Origin of the sequence: Mycobacterium saskatchewanense, assembly GCF_010729105.1 — a bacterium.
Taxonomy (GTDB): domain Bacteria; phylum Actinomycetota; class Actinomycetes; order Mycobacteriales; family Mycobacteriaceae; genus Mycobacterium; species Mycobacterium saskatchewanense.
This window is the reverse complement of record NZ_AP022573.1, coordinates 4542605-4563516: the sequence shown is the minus strand read 5'-3', so window position 1 is coordinate 4563516 and position 20912 is coordinate 4542605. Positions and strand designations below refer to the sequence as shown.

Below are 20912 nucleotides of genomic sequence, written 5' to 3'. Positions count from 1 at the left end.
GTCGGTCATGGTTCCTCGCTTCCAAGTAGGCAAACTGTGCTGAATTGAGTTGCGCCGCCTTGCCCGGTCGCCAACGCCATCCTGGCGCCGGAGACTTGGCGGTCCCCCGCCCGCCGGCGAACTTGCAGTGCCGCTTCGGCGATCCGCACCAGTGCAGTCGCCGACACGGGGTTCGCCGCCTGCGCTCCCCCTGAGGGATTGATCGTTAGCTCGAACCCGCCTGCCAGCAGGGATTCCACGAAGTCGCGGACGCCGTCTAGTGAGCACAACCCCAGCGCTGGGTAGGCCATTGCTTCGATGATGGCGAACGGAGCCTGCAGCTCGAGAACATCGATCTCCCGCAGCGGGTCGGAGATGCCGGCTTGCGCGTAGGCCGCCTGGGCCGCACGGCGCAGCGGAACCATCTCGATGAGGCTGCCTTCCTGGCGACGCATGCGCTCGCCCATCGCATAAGTGTCGCTGTAGGCCCCGGTGCCATGAATCCACGCTGCTGGACGTGACCCGACCGCACCCTTACGCGCGATGATGACTGCACATGCGCCCTCCGAGATGGGACAGGCCTCATAGAGGTGGATCGGCCACGCCAGCACCGGAGACTGCAGCACGTCCTCCACCGTGCGCGCCTTGGCGCCGACCACCAACGGGTTGCGCGTGGCGTTCGTGAAGTTCCGCGACGCGATGCCGGCCCAGTGTTCGGCGGTGAAGCCGTCGCGTTTCATCAGCATGGTCGCGCGTAGCGCCGCCATGGTGATGGTGGTCAGGACGAAATCCTTTTCATAGATCGGGTCGAAGATCGTGTTGAAGATGCTTTGCGCCGTCGCGGCCTGGCCCATCCGTTCGAGCGCCACCACCAACGCGACGTCGCCGCGTCCCGCGCCGATCAGCGACTGTGCTGCCAGCAGCGCCGAGGAGCCAGTTGCACCCCCGGTGTTGATATGCAGGTAGGGCTTGCCGGGCAGACTGATCGCCGCTTTGTCGAGATCGGCGATGCCGCTCAGAGCATCTGGCGCCACGCCGCCCACCACGAAGTCGATCTCATGGATGTCAATAGACGCGTCGGCGAGCGCCTCCAGCACCGCCGTGCGCACCAACTCACCGGCTGACTTGTCGGGATTCGTTTTGCGGTAGGGAGTTTGGCCTACTCCGATGATAGCCAGCGGCTCGCTCATGTCGCCTCGAGGATGATTGCGGTCGTGGTTTGCATGGCTACCGCCGAGCTCGCGGCCACGAGGGCACTGCGGGGGCCCCCGCTGCGGCCTAACGCGCGAGCTGCATCAGTCAGGCGCAGCAGGCCGCTGCAGGGATAGCAGTCCCCCGCCAACGAGCCTCCAGACGCGTTAATCCATGGGGTCTCGGCGAAATGCATCAGCCCTGAACCTGGCGCGGCAACACCCGCCGCTTCCAGCAGCATCAACTCCTCGAAAAGGCTGGCTCCGGCTACCTCGACGGCATCCACAGTTGACGCAGCACACCGGGCAGCGCTGGACGCGCGGCTCACGGCAGCCGTGGCGCCGGGCAGTTCGGTCATGCTGCGGTCGACGAGGCGTGCGCGTTCGGTGCCGTGGCCAATCCCGGTGATCGTCACGGGTGACGGATCCCTGCCCAACACCACTGCAGCCACGACATCTGCGTCGACACTGCCCTCGCCAGCCAGCAACGGATAGACGAGTGCCCCGCGCGGCGCCGGCACAGCCCACGGGTTGGCCTGTGCCCGAGACTCTCTGGCCGTCCGGGCAGCTTGGCGGCCGACGCTGGAGTGGGTGCGCAGATATGCCGACGCGCGAAGTGCCGAAATTACGGCTCGAGAGGGCAGCACCGGCTTCTCGGTAAACGGATCGAGGCCCGCGGTCGCCGTGCGGTCGGGGTCACCTTCGCTGGCGCGTCCCCAGGAAGCCACCACAACCTTGGAACCTTCCCCGGCCTGCAACCTGGCCGCCGCCAACGACACTGCCACCAACGCGTCGTCGGATACCCGTATTTCGTCACGAAGGTATGCGCCGGCAGCAGGGCCGGTGATCATGCTGGACAACGAACGCCCATCGATCAGATCGTGGGCGGCAATAACCACCCCGTCGACCTGGCCCATCGTGCAGCCTGCGTTACACAGGGCTTGCGAAACAACCTCGAAAATCAACTCCGGTAAAGACATTCGCGGATCGGCGCCGCCGACGCGCGAGGCGAACCCCTCAATGCTGACAGTGCGGCCCGACATGTCTGTCTCCTGCCCCGCTGACGGGGATGGCGTCGACATCTAGGGCGACGCATTCCGCTCATGTGGGCAACCTGGCAACCGGTCAACCAAGCGCTGGCCACAACGGGTCACGCTGCGCCTCCGACCAACTGACTCGAGCGCGGATCGCCCACCGCCGGCGGCGTCCAGTTCGCCGCCCTGCAGATACCCCGGCGTAAGCCATTTGAGCACAGCTGTCCGGTGGGGCAAGCCGTGGCGACCCTGTCCTCGACGCATTACGTCGACGCACCCGTCTGCTCCCATTCCTGTTGCGGCACGGCACTTTTCGCGCGAAAATATGACGCATAAACGGCCAGTACCCATCAGACCGTGGCTTTCACCGGAGCCGGCGCACCGAGAATACTCGTGGCACCAGTGGTGTCATATCTCGTCGAGGCCAGATCAGTTTCGGGAAGGGCGATGCCGGCGAGTTCACTCTTGATCAGCAAGGACAAGAACCGAGAATATAGCCTGCAGTCGAGAAGCGAGCCTCCCATCAACCAAAGGTGCTCCTGTGCGGTGCGTTGCCACATGTTGCGCATGATGTAGTTGTCGTCGAATCCCCATACCGGGCCGACCGTGTCGGCGACAGGGTCACCGAGCGTGCGGCGGATGCCTTCCTGCTGGTCGCAATAGCCGGTGGCCAGCACCACGAGGTCGAAAGGCCGAGATTGACCGTCTCTCATCATGATCCCGTGTGGGGTGAAGGTGTTCAAGTCCTCTGCCTGGACCAGCGAGATTTTGCCGTCGACGATGAGGTCTGAACACCCGACGTTGATGTAGTAACCTCCACCGCGTCGCAGGAACAGCATGTGAAATCCGGTATCGTCCGGCCCGGCGTCAAGCCGGAAACCTCGCTGCCGCAGTCCCTCGAGTAGGTCACCATCGAGTTCGGTGGTCTTTTTCGTGAGCCATTGATAGGTGTTTTGGAGCACCGGGAATGGGATAGCGGCCGTCACCAGGTCGACATCGTCGGCCGGTGGTCCCTCGCTGTACACCGCGTAAACCATCGTGCCGCCCGGGATCAGGCTGACCACGCAGGTGGGGCTGCGTTGCATGAGTGTGACCTGGGCGCCGTTGGCGTGTAACTCTTGAGCGACATCGTGGCCACTGGTGCCCGTACCGATGACCAGTGCACGCTTGCCGGCGTAGCCGGCGCCGCCGGGGAACGCGCTTGAGTGCATGACGGCACCGCCGAAGCCGTCCAGGCCCGGCAACGAGGGCACATGGGGCACTCCGCTGGTGCCCCCCGACGCCAGCACCAGATGACTGGCCTGGACCACGTATGGGTCGTCGGAGCCGGGCCGGCGTAGCCGCGCCGACCACTTCTTGGCGCCCCTGTCATAGTCGGCGCCGAGGAATTCGGTCGAGGTCCACACGTTGAGTTCCATGAACTCGGCGTAGGCCTGCAACCAGCCGGCGAGCTTGTCCTTCGGCACGAATGCCGGCCACGTCTCCGGAAAGGGCAGGTACGGCAGATGGTTGGCCCATACCTCGTTGTGTAGCGTCAGCGAGTGGTAGCGCTTGCGCCAGTTGTCGCCCACGGCCGAATTTTTCTCCACCAGCAACGTCTTCACGTCGAGTTGCTGCAGCCGAGCGGCCAGCGCCAAACCGGCCTGCCCAGCACCCACGATCAACACGTCATTGTCGGCACCGGCCTGTTCCCACGCTTTGCGCCGTTGGTCGGCCCAGTTGTCGCCGGCGAAGTTGTAGGAGTACTGCAGGCCGGTGGGCCGGTGCTCGCCAATGTGCTCTTCGCAACCGGTGAGCTGTTGCAGGGTGGTCAACAAAATCCACACCCTCGGGTTGAAGGCGTCGGCGGCGTCATGCAGCAACCGCACGAAACCTGTTCCGCTGCCGACGGCGGTGTCGAAGTCGAAGTAGGCCTCGATCACCGACTTCGCCGAACGGCGCACCAACCGCGGCCGCGTGCGATTCAATGCATGCCGAATCTTGGCCGGCTTGGCGACGCTGATGGTGGCACCGAGGGCGCGTTCGATGTCGTCGCGGGTGCCAAAGGTACGGTATCCGCCGGAAAACGACAGGATGTCCTTCCAGTAGCTCTCCTCGGCGAACATGTCAACGATCTCGGCGACCGAACCCTGCTCCATCGCGGTGCCGAAGCGCGACAACCACATTGAGAAGATCTTTGCGACGTCTGCATCATCGGCGTTGTCCAAGACCGTCACCGTGACTCTCCTTCCGGCCGGCACCAACGAGGCCGGCCTCCATCATTCAACGTGACGAATCAGTTGGCGTCAACACTAATGTTGACGCCCAGCCGTCCCGGGGTTCACTATCATCGGGTGTCAACGTCAAAACAGGTCCGCACCGCCCACAGCCAGCTCCGTCCGCGGATCACCGCCCTAGTCACGGGGGGCGCCTCAGGTATCGGCGCGGCCGTCGTCGACAGATTGGTGGCCCGCGGCGCATCGGTATTCGTACTCGACCTTGGACCCAGTATCGAGCGCGCGGGGCCGCGCAGCGAAGTCCACTACTGCCCAACCGATGTGACCGACGCGTACCAGGTCAAACAGGCCGTTCGCGCGGCTGACCAGCACGGCCGCAGTAACGATCGGCCGTTGCGGGTGGCGGTCAGTTGCGCCGGGATAGCGCCGTCGATGCGGCTGATCGGTCGAGACAACGAGCACGATCCTGAGTTGTTCGGCCGCACCGTCGCGGTCAATCTTCTTGGCACAATGCACGTCTTGCTGTATGCGGCGGCAGCGATGAGCCGAAACGAGCCCGACGGCGACGGCGAACGTGGGACAGTTGTCAACTTCGCTTCGATCGCGGCGTTCGACGGCCAGATCGGCCAAGTTGCGTACGCCGCCTCAAAGGCCGGCGTCGCCGGAATGACCCTGCCGGCCGCGCGGGATTTGGCCCAGCACAAAATCCGTGTGTGCGCGATTGCCCCAGGTGTGATCGACACCCCGATGTTCGGGGCGTTCCCGGCTGAAGTTCGCGAGGCGATCGCGGCCTCGGTGCCCTTTCCGCGCAGGCTCGGCCATCCCGACGAGTGCGCTCGCATGGTCGAGCTGGTGCTCGACCATCACTATCTCAACGGCGAAACCATCAGACTTGACGGCGCGTTGCGGCTGCCGCCGCGCTGAACCGTCCGCCACGGGAGGCGGGCCCCGCTCGGACTCGTCCGACTATCAACGATAGCGTTGACAATTGGGAACGTTAATACGAAGATGGTTGTAGTTCTCGGCTCGAGGCACCCGCACGACGCCGCCGCCGGTGTCCTCTCGCTCACACAGACTCTAGGAGAAGCACGCATGGCCGAGATAGTCGCGCGTATGTCGCCGCTCGACGACCTACTGAGCGACGAGGCGATCACCGATCCCACTGCCTATTTCAACCGGCTCCGTGCCGAGGACCCCGTCTACTGGAACGGCCGTTGGAATGGGTGGATCATCACCAATTACGACGACGTGGTCGCCGGTTTCCGAGACCACGCCAAACTGTCCTCAGATCGCTTCGACGGCCCGTTCGCCAAAGACATCGTCGAGTCGGCATCGCGGTACACGCAATTGATCGAATTCATGAACAAGTGGATGTTCACCAAGGACCGTCCATATCACACACACTTGCGTTCCTTGATCAACACCGCGTTCACACCCAAGAGTGTTGAGGTGCTGCGCCCCCGCATCCGTGAGCTGGTGCGCGAGCTGGCCGCACCGTTACGAGGACGCGACCGGGTGAACTTTTTTGCCGAGTTCGCCTTTACCTTACCGATCATCGTGATCGCGGAGTACCTCGGCGTGCCGGCCTCGAGACGTCTCGAATTACGATCGTGGTCAGAGGATCTGGGGGCGGTGATCTTCAGCGAAGCTGCTAACCCCGACAGGTTCGCGACAGGCGAGCAGGCGATGACTGCGCTCGTTGAACTCATTCGCCCGATCGTGCGCCAACGCGCCGAGAACCCAGCTGACGACCTCATCTCGGCCATGGTGCACGCGCAGCTTGACGGTGATCGTTTCACCGAGGATGAGATTATTGCCAATGCCGTGCTGATGGTGTTCGCCGGCCATGAGACAACCATGAACCTGCTGGCCAATGGGATAGTGGCCTTCAATGGGTTTCCCGAACATTGGCATCGGCTGGCTGACGATGACCGGGCTGCGCGCACCGCGGTCGAAGAGGTCCTGCGATTCGACGGGCCGATTCGTGCGCTGGCCCGTTGGGCCAAAGAGCCTTTACAGCTTGGCGGCAAGCACATCATGCGCTACGACCGGTTGCTGTTGGTCCAACATGCGGCCAATCACGACCCCAGGGCGTTTCACGAACCGGAGCACTTCGACCCGTTGCGCTGGCCCAATCGCCACCTGGGTTTCGGACAGGGTATTCATACCTGCCTGGGCGCTCCCCTGGCGCGGATGGAGGCCCAGGAGGCGTTCGCATATCTGGCTGCGGAGTTCGCTCCTATCGAAGTGTTGACCACCGAGCTGACATACAACAAGGTTGTGGTGTCACGCAGTCTGCGCAATCTTGATGTGCGCCTGCACGACCGGTGAGTCAGCAGCTGCGTCCGATGCGGGCGGTAGTCGATCACGACCTCTGCGCTGGAGCGGCCCAGTGCGTGCAGCGAACGCCGAATGCATTCCAGCTCAACGACGATGGGTTATCGGAGTTCCGGCCCAGCGGTCCGTTCACGGACAATGATCTGCAAGAGGCGGCGGATCGGTGCCCGATGGCCGCGATCACCATCACCGACTGAGAATCTCGATTAGAGATCCAGAACCAGTCTGCCGCGGGCGCGAGACACACAGATCATCATGGTGTCACCTTGGGCGCGTTCCTGAGCGCTGAGAACCGAATCACGATGAACGGGCGTCCCGTCCAATACCGTTGTCTGACAAGAACCACAGGTGCCTTCCTCGCAGGACGAGGTGGTCAGTGCCCCGGCCCTCTCGGCGACGCTGAGGATCGAAACACCCACAGGTACGTGGACTGTCACGCCGCTGCGGGTGAGTTCGACATCGAATTCTTGGTCAGCCTCTCCCTGCTGCAGCGGCTTTGGCGAGAACCGTTCCACGTGCAGACGCAACCCCAAATCAGCGCAGATCTTTTCCGCCGCCGCCAGCAAAGGCTCCGGCCCGCAGCAATACACCAACGTGTCGCCGGTAGCGTGCTGCAGGAATCCCGCCAAATCGAGCAATCCGAAAGTATCTTGCGGGCGCAGGACCACCTGGCGCATGCCAAACCGGTCGACGAGTTCGCCGGCATACGCCATCGAGGCCGCCGTTCGCCCGCCATAGAGCAGCCGCCAGTCCACTCCCCGCGTCGACGCAAAATGGGCCATGGCACGGATTGGGGTGATCCCGATCCCGCCCGCGATAAAGAGATAGCGATCTGCCGGTTGCAGCTCGAAGTGGTTACGCGGACCGTGGATCGTCACCGTCGACCCCGGCCACACGGTATCGAAAACCGCGCGCGACCCGCCCCTACCGCCAGCCTCAAGCTGCACGGCGATCTCCCATTCCCGCCTATTGTCGGGACTGCCGGTCAGGGAGTACTGCCGCACCGTCCCGGGCGCGACGATCAGGTCGATATGGGCACCGGGGCGCCAAGGCGGAAGTTCGCGCTCCGTCTGGGATGCCAGCACCAGCGAAATGACGCCGTCCGCTGCTGCCCTGCGGGACACGACCGTCACGTCGATGTCCACTTCGGCGGTCATGCCCGCGCCTCGTTTCTCGCGCGGAGGTTTTGCTGCAGCCGTGCCAACCCACGTCGGAATGCGGGCTGCTGAATCGACCAATGCTGATGTTCGGCCTCAATCTCCAAGGCCTGGTTGTGGTCTAAGAGCAGAGGAACCGAGCGGAGCACACTGACGAGCCTGCGGACATATTCGGCCTCGAGTTCACCGACGTGCCCGGCGAGCGCTAAGGCCGCATCGACGACCCTCTCGCGGGGTACACACTGTGCAGCCAGGCCGGCCTCAGTGGCCTGCCTGCCGTCCCATGTCCTGCCCGACAGCAAGGCCATCGTGGCGGCTTGTTGTCCGATCGCGCGTGATAGCAGCCAGGTGTGTCCGCCGCCGGGAAAGATGCGCAATTCGGCGAACCTCGGCACGAATCTTGCCGAGTCAGCAGCGATGCGGATATCGCATGCCAACGCCAGGTTGAGTCCGGCACCGACGGCCGGGCCGTTGATCGCCGCGATCGTCAGCAGCGGGGTTGACATGAACCGGGTGAAGCCCGTGTAGACCCGGCGGACCAACGTGAAGTCGCCGTCGGCAGCCTGTTCCAGTGTGGAGAGCTCGGCGCCGGCACAAAAGGACGGTCCGGCGCCGGTCACGACCACAGCAGTCACCGACGGTTGCCCCTCCAACTCGGTCAGCGCCTGATCGATTTGGGCGACCATCCGCGACGACAAGACATTGCGCTGCGCCGGGTCGTTGAGGGTCAGCAGGGCCACCGGTCCGCGTCTGCTCACCGTCACCAGGTCAGGCATGACTATGTCCTTCCGCCATTGCTGGCCGCATTGCGCCGCAGAGCCACTCCCAGAAATCGGTGACCCCACAAGCGGCGTCGGCGAGCCGCTGTGACCAATAGAATTCTGAGCCGAACTCATCTCGCCAAGACAGCAGCGCCAGCGTGTGCCGGTGCAGCTCGTGCTCTCGGGTGGTGCCAATCGCGCCGTGGATTTGGTGGGCAAGCCGGGCCGCCTCGTCGGCGGCCAGCGACGTCCGAGCCTTGGCCACGGCTAGCCTCGGTTCACAGATGAGGCACAGCGGGTCACTGACGTCGGGCACGGCCTGTCGGACAGCGGCCTGCGCCGCGGCGACGTTTCCGGCGAGCACCGCAAGGTTTTGCTGCACGGCCTGGAAGGCGGCCAACGGCCGACCGAACTGGTAACGCTGCCGGGCGTGGTGCACCGCCAAATCACGCACCCTGCCCAACGCCGACGACAGCTGAACGCTGCGGGCAAGCGCACCCATCGCATAGGCCATCTCCACGACCCGCTGAGCGGGCTCGTCCAACGTGCCCACCGATTGGCCGGGCGCATCGAACACCGATACCGCACCCCAACGAGCCCCGGCCAAGTTTTCGTGAACCCGTATGTCGGCGTGTCGCGCTTCAACAACTGTCAGAGTCGCCCGACCCGGACCGTCGGCCGCAATCATCAGCAGCTGCCGGGCCCATGGCGCCCAGGGCACCCAGCGGGCAGACGCGCTGATCAGCCCCGCGCCGTTCGTCGTCGCCAGAACCGGCACCACGACGGTCAGCCCACCAATCGCTGGCGACCGAGCCGCGGCGCGGCCCAGCAGCGCATTGGTGACCAGCAGCACGTCGGCCACCGGGGACGGCCATCCGTGCGCGGAGACGGCTTCTATGACTGCTACAGCGTCTAGGAAATCGCCACCCTCCCCGCCCAGTTCTGGCGGGAGTCCCACACCGAGCCATCCGGCCTCATCGAGCGCGTAAGTGGTTGCTTTCCCGCCATCTTCGGACCATCCGCCGTCATCCCTCATCTGTGGCTGGACCGCCAGGAGGGCATTGACGGCGGCACCGATCTCTCCCCTCACGACGCCACCAGCGTCTTGGCGACGATGCCGCGCAGGACTTCGTTGGCTCCCCCGCGCAGCGTTCGGTCCGGTGCGTGCGCAATCGCCTCGGCGAGAAGACGTTGAAGTTCATCGTCTGCATCGAATTCCGCTATCGAGCAGGCGGATGCACGCACCACCTCGATGACTTTGCGCTCGAAAAGGGTGCCCAGGTCCTTGACGATCGCACTATCCACCGAAGGAAGTTCGCCGCGCCCCAGCGCTTCCGCGACGGTCATCGACAGCGCGCGGATGCTCGCCAGCTCCGCAAGCAGAGCCCCTAGGCTCGGATGGTGGGGAGTCGAGCGCCGCAGCAAGCTGCGCAGCAATGGCATCGTGGACATAAAGCGTTCGGGGCCACTACGTTCCAGCGCAAGTTCTTGCATCACCTGGCTCCACCCCTCGCCACGTTTACCCAACAGACGATCGTCGGTGAGTTCAACCTCATCGAAGAAGACCTCGTTGAAGTGGTGGCCGCCGTCGAGGGTGATGATTGGCCGCACCTGCACGCCCGGCAAAGTGAGATCGACCAGAAACTGGGAGAGCCCCGCGTGCCGGTGCTCGGCGCTTGTCGCGTCGGTGCGCGCAAGCACCAAGGCATAGTGCGCCATGTGCGCGTGGCTCGTCCATACCTTCGAACCCGATAAGCGCCAGCGGCCGCTGTGGTAAACGGCCCGGGTGCGAACGGCCGCCAAGTCCGACCCACTGTCGGGCTCGGACATGCCAATCGCAAAGTACAGTTCGCCCCGGCAGATACCCGGGAGGAATTCGCGCTTCTGTTCGGCGGTGCCGTGACGCAACAATGCAGGGCCGACTTGGCGGTCGGCAAACCAATGCGCCGCCACTGGGGCGCCCGCAGCCAACAGTTCCTCAATCACCGCGTAGCGGTCGGTACTGCGGCGACCCGCGCCCCCGTATTCCGGCGGAAAGGTCATCCCGATCCAACCCCGCTCACCCAGAGCACGACTGAACTCAGGCGAATGCCCAACCATCCAGCTGTCACACCGGGCTCGGTGGTGTCCCGCAACCATTTCGTGTGCGAGGAATTCTCTAACTTCTCGTCTGAGGTCGGTATCGGCCTGGTTGATGGCGGTCACCTCTCTAGGTCGCCTCCTGCGGGCCAGCATACGAACCGACTTCAACTGCTGTCAACATTAGTGTTGACTCCCTTCCCGACGCGCTCCCGACTGGGCGCTTCCGCAATGGTCAAACCCGTTCGCCGAGCATAGCGATCGGAGCCCGGGTGCCGCATGGCGCTCGCATCAACGATCATGTTGACGAAACATCTGGCATGGACAACTATAGTGGCTGTGAATGACGTCGCTGCGCATCCGCCATTGCCGGATAAGCCCGCCGAATGGGGTGCTGACGACGAGGCTGGCGCCGCGAATTTCGTTGGCCCACAAGCCGTCCGTCGTGGGATCCGATGTGTGCGCAGCGGGACGACGTTGTCGCTGGCGGCGCCCATCCGCAATGGCAAGGGATTCGGGTTGGTGGGCCGGGCCGCTCCAATGCACTATATGACTCGCAGCGGAGCCGATTACGCGGCGGGCCAGCCCGAAAGGGGCGGATTCGGGTTCGCTGACGACGTCATCACGATGCCCACCCACGGGGTGACCCATGTCGATGCACTCGCTCACGTCTGGTCTGATGGAGTCCTGTACAACGGCTTTTCCTCCCGCGAAATCACCAGCCGCGGCGCGCGGCGACTCGGTATCGAGAAGATGCCGCCCCTCGTCACCCGTGGGGTCGTGGTCGATGCCGCGGGCGAGCGAATGCGCAACTCACACAAACCGATCGGTGTCGACGAATTGGCAACGTTGGTGGACGAGACCGGGACGACCCTGGAGGCCGGCGACGCACTTTTGGTCCGTACCGGGTGGCTGACTTCTGCACTGGCCGGGCGCACCGACGCGACGACATGGCCGGGACTGGACAATAGCTGCGGACCATGGCTGGCCGAGCAGCGCGTGGCGCTTGTGGGTGCCGACAACCCTGGCGTGGAGGTGTTCCCTTCGTCGGACCCGGCCTGTCAGGTCCCGCTGCACCTGCAGTTGGTCCGCGGCCACGGGGTCTACTTCAGCGAGTTGATGGCCTTGGACCGGCTGTGTGAAGCCGCACAGTCGGAGTTCCTGTTCGTATTGGCCCCGCTTCCGCTGGTCGGTGGTGTGGGCAGTCCCGTGGCACCGGTGGCGGTCTTATAACACTGGGCCGACCACCGCTGGTACTGCCGTATGGAGTGCGGGCAATCCGTCCTGCGGCGAGCATTGCGCCCCGCGGCTCGGGCAGCCCGCGAACCGCGTGGATCGCTCAGTGGGCTTGCGGCGGCAACAGCATAGTTTCCCAGCTCTTGCTCCCCCCCTGTGGCGCAAGGTCGCTTTGGGTAGACAGCTTGCCGTCTGGACCGATGTAGACGCCAGTCGCCGGGTCATAGCCGCTAACGGCGAGGGGCGGCGGGACGGGACCCGGCGGCGCCGCCGCGGCCGGTGACTGGCCAGAAGCCAGCTGCGGGATGTCCTGCCCAGATAGTGTGCCGTTGGGATCACCCTTCCAGTTGTAGCCGTCATTGAGAGGCACGTAGGTTTCGGCGCTTTCACACATTTTTGCGGTAGGGGCCCGCTTGCCCGGAACAGTCTCGCACGGGATGTTGCGCGCACCTCGTACGTTAAACGGCGCATCTTGAGGCACCCGACAGTACAAGTCGCCGGGAGGCCGCTCAGGATAGTCGACCGCAGCCGGCGGACGCTGCTGCGTCGCCGGCAGGAAGCCGGTGGTGCATGCCGGCGGGATGTTGAGATTGAGGTTGAAGCTCAAAAATCCGCCATGGTAAGGCTGTTTGGTGTTGCGGTTGGCTACATTGGCGCCCTGGATGACTTGGGTGCCTTCGGGCAACAAAACCAGGAGCTGTTCGAGATCGGGCCGATAGGCGATGGCGACTCGGTTGATACTGACCAGGTTGGCCAACAACACCGGTAGCGTTGGCTGCACCCTGTCGAGCAGCGCCCGGACCTGTTCGGCGGCCGAACCGGCGTCGCGCAGGACACCGCCCACAGCGACGTCGTGCTTTTGCAGCGATTGGGTGATCGCGGCAAGATGGGTGGCCCAACCTTGAACGGAATCCGCAGTGTCGGTTTGACTGTCGAGGATCGGTTTGGACTGATCAATGAGCGCTACAAGCGGATCGAGGTTGCTCCGCGCGTCGATGGCCAGCGACGACGCACCCTTGATTAGTCGTGCGATGTCGGGCCCAAGGCCGGCGAATGCGGTGTAGCTCTCGTCGATCGCGACCTTGAGGTTCTGTTGCGGGATGGCTTGCAGGCCGCGGTTGGTGGCTCCGAGTAGATCGTTGATGTCGGGTGGCACGCTGGTACGTGATTGTGGAATCACGTCGCCGTTCTTGAGCGGAGCCGAGGTGGCGTTGCGCGGCAGCAAGGTGATGTATTGCTCACCTATCGCGGATTGGCTGTGCACCTGCGCGTCGAGGTCGGAGGGAATTCTCACGTCCGATCGCAGGGAAAGTTGAGCATGCACACCGGTTTGGCTGAGTTGAACACTTTCGACCCGACCGACCTCGGTTCCTCGGTACGTGACATTACTGCGGGCGTATAACCCCCCCGTGCTGGGCAGGTCTACGGTGACGGTGTAACGGCCGACTCCGAACAGTGTTTCGGGTAGCCTCATGTAGCCGAAGCCCATGACCGCGGCGGCAACCACGGCCACAAGGCCGAAGATGGCCAGCTGGACGATAATTCGCTTCGTCAGTCGCATAGTCAGGATCCCTGATCCCAGTGATAGGGAACAACAAGCGGGTTACCCGCCGTGTAGGGACTGGGCATCTGCCCGATGGTGCGGCCCCACTGCATCTCCAGCTCCGTTAAGTTCCCCTCCCAGCGGGTGCCGGTGAACAAGGAGGCATCCAAACGACTCAGGGTGAGGTCGATGATCGCCGTCAGGTTGGCGTAGTCGCCGCGAAACCATTTGGTGAGCGTGCTTTTCGGGAAGGGGTAGGTCGCGAAGAAGTCAAGTGAGCGGGTCAGCGCCGGTCCCGCATCCGCCAGTGATTGCAGCACCGGGCCCATATCTTTCAGTTCGCTGATCAACGCCTCCTTCGTCTGATTCGTCGAATCGGCGACGAGTGCGCTGAACTTCCCGAACCTGTCGAGAGCGTCGGCGAGTTTATCCCGCTCGTCTTTGAGCACCGATAGGGCATCGGGAATAGTCTTGACCGCCTTGTCGAGCACCGGCTTCTGGCCGGCGAGCTGGCCGACCAGATTGTTGAAGCTGTCGGTCGCGGCGATGATGTCCCCGGTCTGCTCGTTCACGAACCCACTGAACTTGTCTAGTTGTTGAATCAGGTCACGCAAATCGTTTTCCCGTCCCGCGAAAGCCACGCTCAACGAATGGGTGATGTCTTGAACCTCTCCAATCCCGCCACCGTTGAACAACATTGAGACGGCGGCCAGAGCCTGCTCGGTGGACGGGTAGACGCTGGAGGAGGCCAGCGGGATCAGTGAGCCCCCGTGTAACCTGCCTCGGGGCGCAGCCCCCTTGGGTGGTGCCAGCTCGATGTGCAATGAACCGAGCAGACTGGTCTGGCCCACCGTAGCGGTGGCGTTCGCTGGCAGGTTGACGTTGCCGTCGAGAGTCATCGTCACCAGGGCGTGCCAGCCCTGGCGCTCAATTCTGGTGACGTTTCCAACCGTGACGTCACCAACACGCACACGGGAATTCTGCTCAAGCGTGCCTACGTCGGGCAACTGGGCTTGGATCGTATACGAACCGGGCCCACCGCCTTTGGTTCCGGGGAGAGGCAATGAATTGAGTCCCCGCCAGTCGCATCCGCTCAGTGCCGCAAGGGCCACGGCGACCAGTGCCCCAACTCCGGCCATGCGCAGCGCACGTATCACGATCCAGGCCCCCTCGGCACCATGAGTCCGCGCAGCCCGTCGGCCGGATCGGTTGGCTGGGGCGGTGTTCCCGTGGCATCGGCAACGCCCGCCGCCTCGGGCGCGGCCGGCGACGCCGGCGCCGTGGCTGCGGTGTCTCCCGGCGGCGGCGCAGGATGAGGTGCCGACGGCGGTATGTAATCGGGGCGCAACCAGTCCTCGCTGTAGGTGAGCTCGTTGGGCCGGGCGGTCGCCCCGACGAACAAGTTCTCACCCAGCGGTGGGAAGTTGTATTGGCGGTTCTTGATGATGGGCGCCAGATATTGCACGCAGAGTTTGGAGGACTGTTCGGCGCCCAGCCGTGACGCGGCTTGAATCGCCCCACACAAGAAGGAGATTGGATTGGCGAAGTTGTTGACCGCTAGCACGCCGCTCAACGTGCCCTGGGCGGGCTGATAGATATTCACAAAATTCTGAAATGTGGTCGGGGTGATGTGCAGTGTCTGCTTGAGGTCGTCAAGGCTCTGTGTCACCGCAATTGTCACCGATGCCAGCTTGTCCGAGGTGGTACCGAGCGACTCTTTGTTCTCCGCGACAAAACGCGTCACGTCACCGACAGCGGAGTTGATGTCTGCAACCGCCTTGCCGACTTCGTCGGGCCCGTTTGACAACAACCCGGTCACCGCCGAGAGATTCGTGTTGAGTTGCCGGAGAAGATCGGCGCTGTCATGCAGCGCCGAGACCAGCACAGACAGATTCTTCAGGGTCCCGAATAAGTCGGTACCGTGATCACCCAATGCTGAGAAGGCCTGCGAGAGTTTGATAATCGTGTCCCGAATGTTGGCGCCGTTGCCGCGAAGATTGTCGGCGGCAGTGTCGATGAACTGCCCCAACGTGCTGACCCCGCCCGGTTGGGTTGGCTGCAGGGTGTCGGTGAGCTTTTGCAGTTGCTGTCGGAAGTCATCAAACTCCACCGGGACCGCTGTGCGGTCCTCACCGATCACCGAGTTATCCTGCAGCACCGGCCCACCGGTATAGGTGGGAGTTAGTTGGATAGCCCGCGATGTCACCAAGGTGGGCGACAGGATGACGGCCTTGGCGTCCGCGGGAACCTTGTTGGTCGCGTCGTAGTAGAAGACGACTTTGACGCGCTGGGGTTGGGGCTCAATCTTTTCGACCTTGCCGACCCGCACGCCGAGGATGCGCACCTCGTCGCCGACAAACATACCGTTGGTGTTGGCGAAGTACGCAGTGATCACGTTGTGTTTCACACTCGTAGCCGCTCGTGCCACCAACCAAGTCCCCCCGATCGTGGTCATCACCAAGACGGCGGCCAGCCCGATTCGTGTGTTCCGCCCGTTCACGATCGGGCACCAGAGGCAATCGCGGGCATCATCTGAGGGAACAGCCCAGAGTCCGACATGGCTCCGCGCGAGCCCGGCACGTCGCGCCGAGTGCGCGCCGTGGGGCAAGACGCCCTGTGGGTGCGGGCGCGGCGACGTACGGCGGTGGCAAGGATCGTGGTCATCGGCCTGCCTGTGGGGGTGACGGATTGGGCAGTGGCGCCGGCCCGGAAGCCGGGGTGGACCCGGGCTCACCCGGAGCGGGGACAAACACGGGGCTAGGTGTTGGTGGTGGGGCGCCTCGCAACTCTGGCGGGACCGGCGCCGGTGGGCCGGGAGGCGGCCCGCCCGGGGGCGGAGCCGGCGGCGGCTCCCGATACGGATAACAGTCCGGCCCCGGCAACAAGCACGCGTGGTCGCCCGGCTTGCCGGTGATCGCGTCGGGCAGCTTGAGGCGAGGATCTCCGCCCTGGCCGGTGCGTGGATAGGGAAGCGGCAACGGCGGCGTCGCGGGTTGTCCGGTCTGCGGGTCCACTCGCTGTGTCGGCGACAGGACGTTGGGATCCAAGCCGAGATCGGAGAACGCGGCATCGACGAAGGGCTGCACGAATTGGCCGGGCAGCAGATTGACCACATAGGCCTTGAAAAACGGGCCAGAAGACACCGATTCGCCCAACGACATCGCGAAGGTGTTGAGTCGCTTAATCGAGTCCTGCAACCGCGATTTGCGGTTGTCGACGATGGTCAAGACCTCGTTGAGCTTGTCCACCGCGGGCTTGAGCGTGTCGCGGTTCTCCGCAATCAGCCCCTTGATTTGTTCGCTGAGCGCGGAGATGTTCGCCGCGATGTGATCCAACGCGCTGCTCTGAGTGCGTAGTTGCAGGAGCAGCGCGTCGCTGTCATGGAGCAGCTTGACCACTTGGTCGCTGCGCTCGGCCAGCACGGTGGTGGCTTTGTTCGCGTTGTGCAGCAATGCGCGCAGTTGTTGATCGCGCGCATCCAGCGTCTGGGAGAAGCGCGCGACGCCTTGCACCGCGGCCTGCAGGTCCGGCGGGGTGTCTTTGAACGTGTCGGCGAGCACCGCCAGCGAGTCCGATACTCGCTGGGTGTCCAGTCCGCTGATGATGTTGCTGAGGTCTCCGAGGGCGTCCGGGAGCTGGTAGGGCGACGTGGTGCGCTCGAGCGGGATCGGTCCAGTCAGCGCGCCGCCACCGCGGGGTGTGACGTCGAGGATCTTGGCGCCCAACAGGCTCTTCGTCTTGATGGCGGCCTCGGTGCCATCGCCCAGACGGATGTCGTCGGCGAGACTGAACCTGACCAGCACACGTCCTCCATCGAGAGCGATGCTGTTGACTTGCCCCACCCGAAGTCCCGACACTTCGACCACGGAATTGTCGGCCAACCCGCCGGCTTCGGCAAAATACGCCGAATAGTCCTTGGTCTGGTCGAAAAATGGCAATTTCTGATAGTTGAATGCGGCTGCCACTATGCCGGTGACCAGCGCGACGCCGACGGCGCCGACGATGAGCGGGTTTCGTTCTTCGAAAGACTTCATTGTGGTGTGCACCTGCCCGTGTCCTGGCCGGCGAGTTTGATGTATACCGGCTGGCCGCCTTTACCGTTGACCTTGAGCACCAGATCGCACAAATAGAAGGCGAAGAAGTCGCCGTAAAGGGCCTGGCGGCTCAACACCTTGTACGTATCTGGCAGCGTTGCCAGCAGGTTGTCGAACCACTCCTTGTCGGCGAGAACGGTGCTGGCGGTCCGATCGGTTTCGTGCACGACCTTCTGCAGCGGCGGTCGCGCCTGCAACAGCAGGTCCGCGACCGACCCGGCGGCGGCGTTGGCGTAAGCCATCGAGTTGCTGATGTCCTGCCTACGGCCGGCCAGGGTCCCGACCAGTTTGGAAAGCGAGTCCACTGCTTTGGCGAACTGCGTGCTCTGGTCTCCCAGTGAACCCAGCACCGTATTGAGGTTCACGATGACTTGTCCGATGAGCTGGTCTCTGTCGGCCAGGGTGTTGGTCAGCGCCGTCGTCTGTTCAAGAAACGAGCCGAGCGTGGCGCCCTGATTTTGAAACGCCGCGATCAACTGCCCGGACAACGCGTTGACTTGATCGGGGTCGAGAGCCCGAAACAACGGGCGAAAGCCGCCAATCAGCGCGTCAAGGTCCAGCGCGGGCGAAGTGCGCTCGATCGGAATTGTGGAACCAGGATTAAGTTTTCTGGGCGCCCCGACACCTTCCTCGAGCGCCAAATAACGCCCGCCGATCAGATCTTTGTATCGGATAACCGCTTTGGTGCCTTCAGTGAGCACGACCGAGTCGTCGGCACTGAATTCGACGAGCACCCTGGTATCGGGCTCGATACGGATTCTCTTGACTTTGCCGACCTCCACTCCGGCGATGCGCACGAAGTCACCACCAATTAAGCCCGACACATTGGCGAACTCCGCGTCGTAAGTCTTCTCGGCCTGGAAGCGCAGCTGCGCGAACACCGCGAGCATGGCGAACGTCCCCAATCCGCAGGCGATCAGGAATATCACCAGGCGCACGATCGCGCTTTTCAGAGTGGCTTTCATCGGTGGGGGTCTTTCACACAAATGGGGCGGGAGTCGCGGGTCATGGTGCGGGCGCCGCCTGTTCGGGTAGCGGTGGACTCGGGGTGGGCTGGGTCTGCCCCGGATCGGGGACTACGAATGGCTCCGAGCCGGGTCTGGGTCCCGCCTCCCGCGGCGCGCCCGGTGGCGGCGGAGGGCCCAGCCCTGGGTATTGGGGTGTGCCGTCCGGCGAATACTGCGGCGCTCCGTACGGCGGAGCCCCCGGGTACGGAATCGGGCCCGGCGCCGGGCCACCCGGATAACGAATGCTCGGCGGTTCTGGTGTTCCGCGGGTTACAGGCAGGTAGTTGAGGTAGCCGGGAAAGCCGATGCCTGGATTCGGCCGCATATCCAGCCCGGTGCCCCATCCAGTGTCGGTGACCAGATAACGCACAGGCCAGTTCTGCGCGGCGTCGGGAAGTGATCCGCAGCCGGGCTTGCCCCCGGGCCCGCCTCTGGCGCCCACGACCGGCAGGTTGTCGGGATACTTATAAGGGTCATCGCCCAACAGCAGGGCCGCGTCGAGAATGGCTGATTTGCCATTTCCACCTCCCCCCACGTACCCCCAGTTGGTATCCACCGCGAGCTTGCCGCCAACGAGCATGCAGGTGAGTTCGGGGTTGTACTTCATCAGCAGGCTAGTCGTGGGTTCGGTGCTGTTGATGGCCGTAATCAGGTTGTCTCTATTCGGCCCCAGCAGCTCTATCCCTTTGTCGGACAACCCTATTGCGCTCAGCAACAACGCGTCCAGGGCTTTTTGATTCGTCGTGATCGTGGCGCTGGTGGTGGTGAGGGCATCGAGGAGACGCAAGATGTGGGGCGCCGCGGCGCCGTAGGTGTCGCTGAAACCCTTAAACGCCTGCCAGTCCGCACGGATAGTGTCGCTGCGCGGGTTGAGGGCCGCGAGCACTTGGTCGCCGTCGGTGACGGCCTCACCGAGGCGCTGGCCTTGGCCACGCAGTCCCTCGGCGAGGGCGGTCAGCGTGCCGTTGAGTTTGGCGGGGTCAATTTGATGAAGAACGTCGGTGAGGTTCTGGAACACGGTATTGACCTCGGTGCTGACATTCTGCGACTTGATTACCGTGCCCGGGCCGATTCGCTTGGGGCTGGGATCGTCCGGAGGGATCAGGTCGACATACTTGGCGCCGAAGGCAGTAGTGGCGCGGATCCGCGCTTGCACGTTGGCGGGGATGTATTTGACTTGGTCGGGATCGATGTCGAGTTCGAGGCTGACGCTTTGGTCGCCGGGCTGAATTTGGGCGACCTTGCCGACCTCGACGCCACGCAGCTTCACCTTGGCGCCGGTCTCCATCACCAGCCCGGCGCGATCGGAATTCAGTGTGACCGGCACGGACGAGTTGAGCGAGCCGGTGAACAGGACGCTGGTCACTGTCGCGATGGTGATCATCACAGCGATGAGGATCAGCGTCCACCACGCCGGGTGGATCCGGGGTTGCCCCGCGCGCCTGGCTGCCATGTCCACTATCCCGACAGATTGAAGTTGCCGGACTGCCCGTAAACGGCCAGGGAGACGGTCAAGACGGCGAAAGCTCCGACGATCAGTGATGAGCGCACGGCACGGCCGACAGCTTCGCCCACACCGGCCGGGCCGCCGGCGGCGGTGTAGCCGTAATAGGTGTGCACCAACATGATCACCACACCCGACACGGTTGCTGTGAGAAACGACCAGAGCAGATCGGTCGGATTCAGAAATGTGTTGAAGTAGTGGTCGTAGACCCCGGTCGCCTGTCCGTACACGGCGGTGGTGCATAGCCTCGCGGCGACAAAGGTCATCAGCACCGCCACGCAGTACAGCGGGATCACGACGATCACCCCGGCGGCCACCCGCGTCGATGCCAGATAGGCCACCGAGCGGATACCCATCACTTCGAGCGCATCGATCTCTTCAGCGATACGCATTGCCCCGAGTTGTGCCGTGGCACCGGCCCCGATGGTGGCCGACAGTGCGATTCCAGCGGTCGCCGGAGCGGTGATGCGGACGTTGACGTAGGCGGCGAGGAAGCCGGTCAGGGCCTCTACGCCAATGCCGGACAGCTGGTTGTATCCCTGCACGGCGATGATCGCGCCCGTCGACAGGGTCAAAAATGCGACGATCGCGACCGTGCCGCCGATCACGACGAGTGCGCCCACCCCTAGACTCATGTTGGCGATCAGCCGCAGCATCTCGGATTTGTGGTGGGCGAAGGCTAATCGGATGTCGCTCAGCGTCTTGACATGGAACGCCATCTGGGTGCCGACCCGGTTCCAGCTGTCGATGCTGCGCCGCGTCGATCGATCGATCC

General features: G+C 63.7%; 18 protein-coding genes. 4 read left to right on the top strand and 14 right to left on the bottom strand.

What is annotated here, in order from left to right; genetic code table 11:
* Positions 1–5: 5 nt before the first annotated feature.
* The 3 genes from G6N56_RS21505 to G6N56_RS21495 form a co-directional block, all read right to left on the bottom strand.
* Positions 6–1169, bottom strand: a complete 1164-nt coding sequence (locus tag G6N56_RS21505) for a thiolase family protein (RefSeq protein WP_085254480.1) — start codon at positions 1167–1169, stop codon at positions 6–8.
* Positions 1166–2212 (bottom strand): thiolase family protein, encoded by a 1047-nt coding sequence (locus G6N56_RS21500; RefSeq protein ID WP_085254479.1) that lies wholly within the window; start codon positions 2210–2212, stop codon positions 1166–1168. Before G6N56_RS21500 ends, G6N56_RS21505 begins: the two co-directional genes overlap by 4 nt.
* A gap of 341 nt (positions 2213–2553) precedes the next feature.
* Positions 2554–4419: a flavin-containing monooxygenase gene (locus tag G6N56_RS21495; protein ID WP_232069111.1), complete on the bottom strand. Its 1866-nt coding sequence runs from the start codon at positions 4417–4419 to the stop codon at positions 2554–2556.
* 168 nt (positions 4420–4587) lie between these two features.
* Here G6N56_RS21495 and G6N56_RS21490 point away from each other — a divergent pair, with 168 nt between their 5' ends.
* From G6N56_RS21490 to G6N56_RS21480, 3 genes are all read left to right on the top strand, one after another.
* Positions 4588–5343 carry an SDR family NAD(P)-dependent oxidoreductase gene (locus G6N56_RS21490; RefSeq protein ID WP_232069378.1) on the top strand — a complete coding sequence of 252 codons (756 nt, stop codon included), beginning with the start codon at positions 4588–4590 and terminating at the stop codon, positions 5341–5343.
* Positions 5344–5511: 168 nt separating this feature from the next.
* Positions 5512–6750 (top strand): cytochrome P450, encoded by a 1239-nt coding sequence (locus G6N56_RS21485; RefSeq protein ID WP_158090683.1) that lies wholly within the window; start codon positions 5512–5514, stop codon positions 6748–6750.
* 17 nt (positions 6751–6767) lie between these two features.
* The gene (locus G6N56_RS21480) at positions 6768–6953 is read left to right on the top strand and encodes a ferredoxin (protein ID WP_085254515.1); all 186 of its coding nucleotides are present in this window, start codon (positions 6768–6770) and stop codon (positions 6951–6953) included.
* A 9-nt stretch (positions 6954–6962) separates the two neighbouring features.
* On the opposite strand, the gene G6N56_RS21475 is transcribed toward G6N56_RS21480, so the two are convergent.
* Genes G6N56_RS21475 through G6N56_RS21460 form a run of 4 tightly spaced genes read right to left on the bottom strand, consistent with a single transcriptional unit; the run spans position 6963 to position 10909 of the window.
* Positions 6963–7913, bottom strand: coding sequence for a PDR/VanB family oxidoreductase (locus G6N56_RS21475; protein ID WP_085254476.1), 951 nt, complete (start codon positions 7911–7913; stop codon positions 6963–6965).
* Positions 7910–8689 carry an enoyl-CoA hydratase-related protein gene (locus tag G6N56_RS21470; RefSeq protein WP_085254475.1) on the bottom strand — a complete coding sequence of 260 codons (780 nt, stop codon included), beginning with the start codon at positions 8687–8689 and terminating at the stop codon, positions 7910–7912. The genes G6N56_RS21475 and G6N56_RS21470 overlap by 4 nt, the downstream gene beginning before the upstream one ends.
* The gene (locus G6N56_RS21465) at positions 8682–9710 is read right to left on the bottom strand and encodes an acyl-CoA dehydrogenase family protein (RefSeq protein ID WP_264020141.1); all 1029 of its coding nucleotides are present in this window, start codon (positions 9708–9710) and stop codon (positions 8682–8684) included. The genes G6N56_RS21470 and G6N56_RS21465 overlap by 8 nt, the downstream gene beginning before the upstream one ends.
* Positions 9711–9760: 50 nt before the next feature.
* Positions 9761–10909 (bottom strand): acyl-CoA dehydrogenase family protein, encoded by a 1149-nt coding sequence (locus G6N56_RS21460; RefSeq protein ID WP_085254473.1) that lies wholly within the window; start codon positions 10907–10909, stop codon positions 9761–9763.
* A 393-nt stretch (positions 10910–11302) separates the two neighbouring features.
* Here G6N56_RS21460 and G6N56_RS21455 point away from each other — a divergent pair, with 393 nt between their 5' ends.
* Complete coding sequence (locus G6N56_RS21455; protein ID WP_232069110.1) at positions 11303–11986, top strand: cyclase family protein; 684 nt, start codon at positions 11303–11305, stop codon at positions 11984–11986.
* Positions 11987–12092: 106 nt separating this feature from the next.
* On the opposite strand, the gene G6N56_RS21450 is transcribed toward G6N56_RS21455, so the two are convergent.
* From G6N56_RS21450 to G6N56_RS21420, 7 genes are all read right to left on the bottom strand, one after another.
* Entirely contained in the window at positions 12093–13550 is a 1458-nt protein-coding gene (locus G6N56_RS21450) for an MCE family protein (RefSeq protein ID WP_085254472.1), read from the bottom strand.
* Positions 13551–13552: 2 nt separating this feature from the next.
* On the bottom strand, positions 13553–14671 hold the full coding sequence (locus tag G6N56_RS21445) for a virulence factor Mce family protein (RefSeq protein WP_085254471.1): 1119 nt from the start codon (positions 14669–14671) through the stop codon (positions 13553–13555).
* 14 nt (positions 14672–14685) lie between these two features.
* Positions 14686–16032: an MCE family protein gene (locus tag G6N56_RS21440; RefSeq protein ID WP_264020139.1), complete on the bottom strand. Its 1347-nt coding sequence runs from the start codon at positions 16030–16032 to the stop codon at positions 14686–14688.
* A 160-nt stretch (positions 16033–16192) separates the two neighbouring features.
* A complete protein-coding gene (locus tag G6N56_RS21435) occupies positions 16193–17566 on the bottom strand; it encodes an MCE family protein (protein WP_085254470.1) in 1374 nt (457 codons plus the stop codon).
* Entirely contained in the window at positions 17563–18591 is a 1029-nt protein-coding gene (locus tag G6N56_RS21430; RefSeq protein WP_085254469.1) for an MCE family protein, read from the bottom strand. Before G6N56_RS21430 ends, G6N56_RS21435 begins: the two co-directional genes overlap by 4 nt.
* A gap of 40 nt (positions 18592–18631) precedes the next feature.
* Positions 18632–20086, bottom strand: coding sequence for an MCE family protein (locus G6N56_RS21425; protein ID WP_085254512.1), 1455 nt, complete (start codon positions 20084–20086; stop codon positions 18632–18634).
* A 5-nt stretch (positions 20087–20091) separates the two neighbouring features.
* Positions 20092–20856: an ABC transporter permease gene (locus tag G6N56_RS21420; RefSeq protein ID WP_142280479.1), complete on the bottom strand. Its 765-nt coding sequence runs from the start codon at positions 20854–20856 to the stop codon at positions 20092–20094.
* Positions 20857–20912: the final 56 nt, after the last annotated feature.

Bases quoted from the DNA above. Each gene is read 5' to 3' on its own strand.
- G6N56_RS21505 (WP_085254480.1), bottom strand. From the start codon at position 1,169: ATGAGCGAGCCGCTGGCTATCATCGGAGTAGGCCAAACTCCCTACCGC.
- G6N56_RS21500 (WP_085254479.1), bottom strand. From the start codon at position 2,212: ATGTCGGGCCGCACTGTCAGCATTGAGGGGTTCGCCTCGCGCGTCGGC.
- G6N56_RS21485 (WP_158090683.1), top strand. From the start codon at position 5,512: ATGGCCGAGATAGTCGCGCGTATGTCGCCGCTCGACGACCTACTGAGC.
- G6N56_RS21480 (WP_085254515.1), top strand. From the start codon at position 6,768: ATGCGGGCGGTAGTCGATCACGACCTCTGCGCTGGAGCGGCCCAGTGC.
- G6N56_RS21475 (WP_085254476.1), bottom strand. From the start codon at position 7,913: ATGACCGCCGAAGTGGACATCGACGTGACGGTCGTGTCCCGCAGGGCA.
- G6N56_RS21470 (WP_085254475.1), bottom strand. From the start codon at position 8,689: ATGCCTGACCTGGTGACGGTGAGCAGACGCGGACCGGTGGCCCTGCTG.
- G6N56_RS21465 (WP_264020141.1), bottom strand. From the start codon at position 9,710: ATGAGGGATGACGGCGGATGGTCCGAAGATGGCGGGAAAGCAACCACT.
- G6N56_RS21460 (WP_085254473.1), bottom strand. From the start codon at position 10,909: ATGCTGGCCCGCAGGAGGCGACCTAGAGAGGTGACCGCCATCAACCAG.
- G6N56_RS21455 (WP_232069110.1), top strand. From the start codon at position 11,303: ATGACTCGCAGCGGAGCCGATTACGCGGCGGGCCAGCCCGAAAGGGGC.
- G6N56_RS21450 (WP_085254472.1), bottom strand. From the start codon at position 13,550: ATGCGACTGACGAAGCGAATTATCGTCCAGCTGGCCATCTTCGGCCTT.
- G6N56_RS21445 (WP_085254471.1), bottom strand. From the start codon at position 14,671: ATGGCCGGAGTTGGGGCACTGGTCGCCGTGGCCCTTGCGGCACTGAGC.
- G6N56_RS21435 (WP_085254470.1), bottom strand. From the start codon at position 17,566: ATGAAGTCTTTCGAAGAACGAAACCCGCTCATCGTCGGCGCCGTCGGC.
- G6N56_RS21430 (WP_085254469.1), bottom strand. From the start codon at position 18,591: ATGAAAGCCACTCTGAAAAGCGCGATCGTGCGCCTGGTGATATTCCTG.
- G6N56_RS21425 (WP_085254512.1), bottom strand. From the start codon at position 20,086: ATGGCAGCCAGGCGCGCGGGGCAACCCCGGATCCACCCGGCGTGGTGG.
- G6N56_RS21420 (WP_142280479.1), bottom strand. From the start codon at position 20,856: ATGGCGTTCCATGTCAAGACGCTGAGCGACATCCGATTAGCCTTCGCC.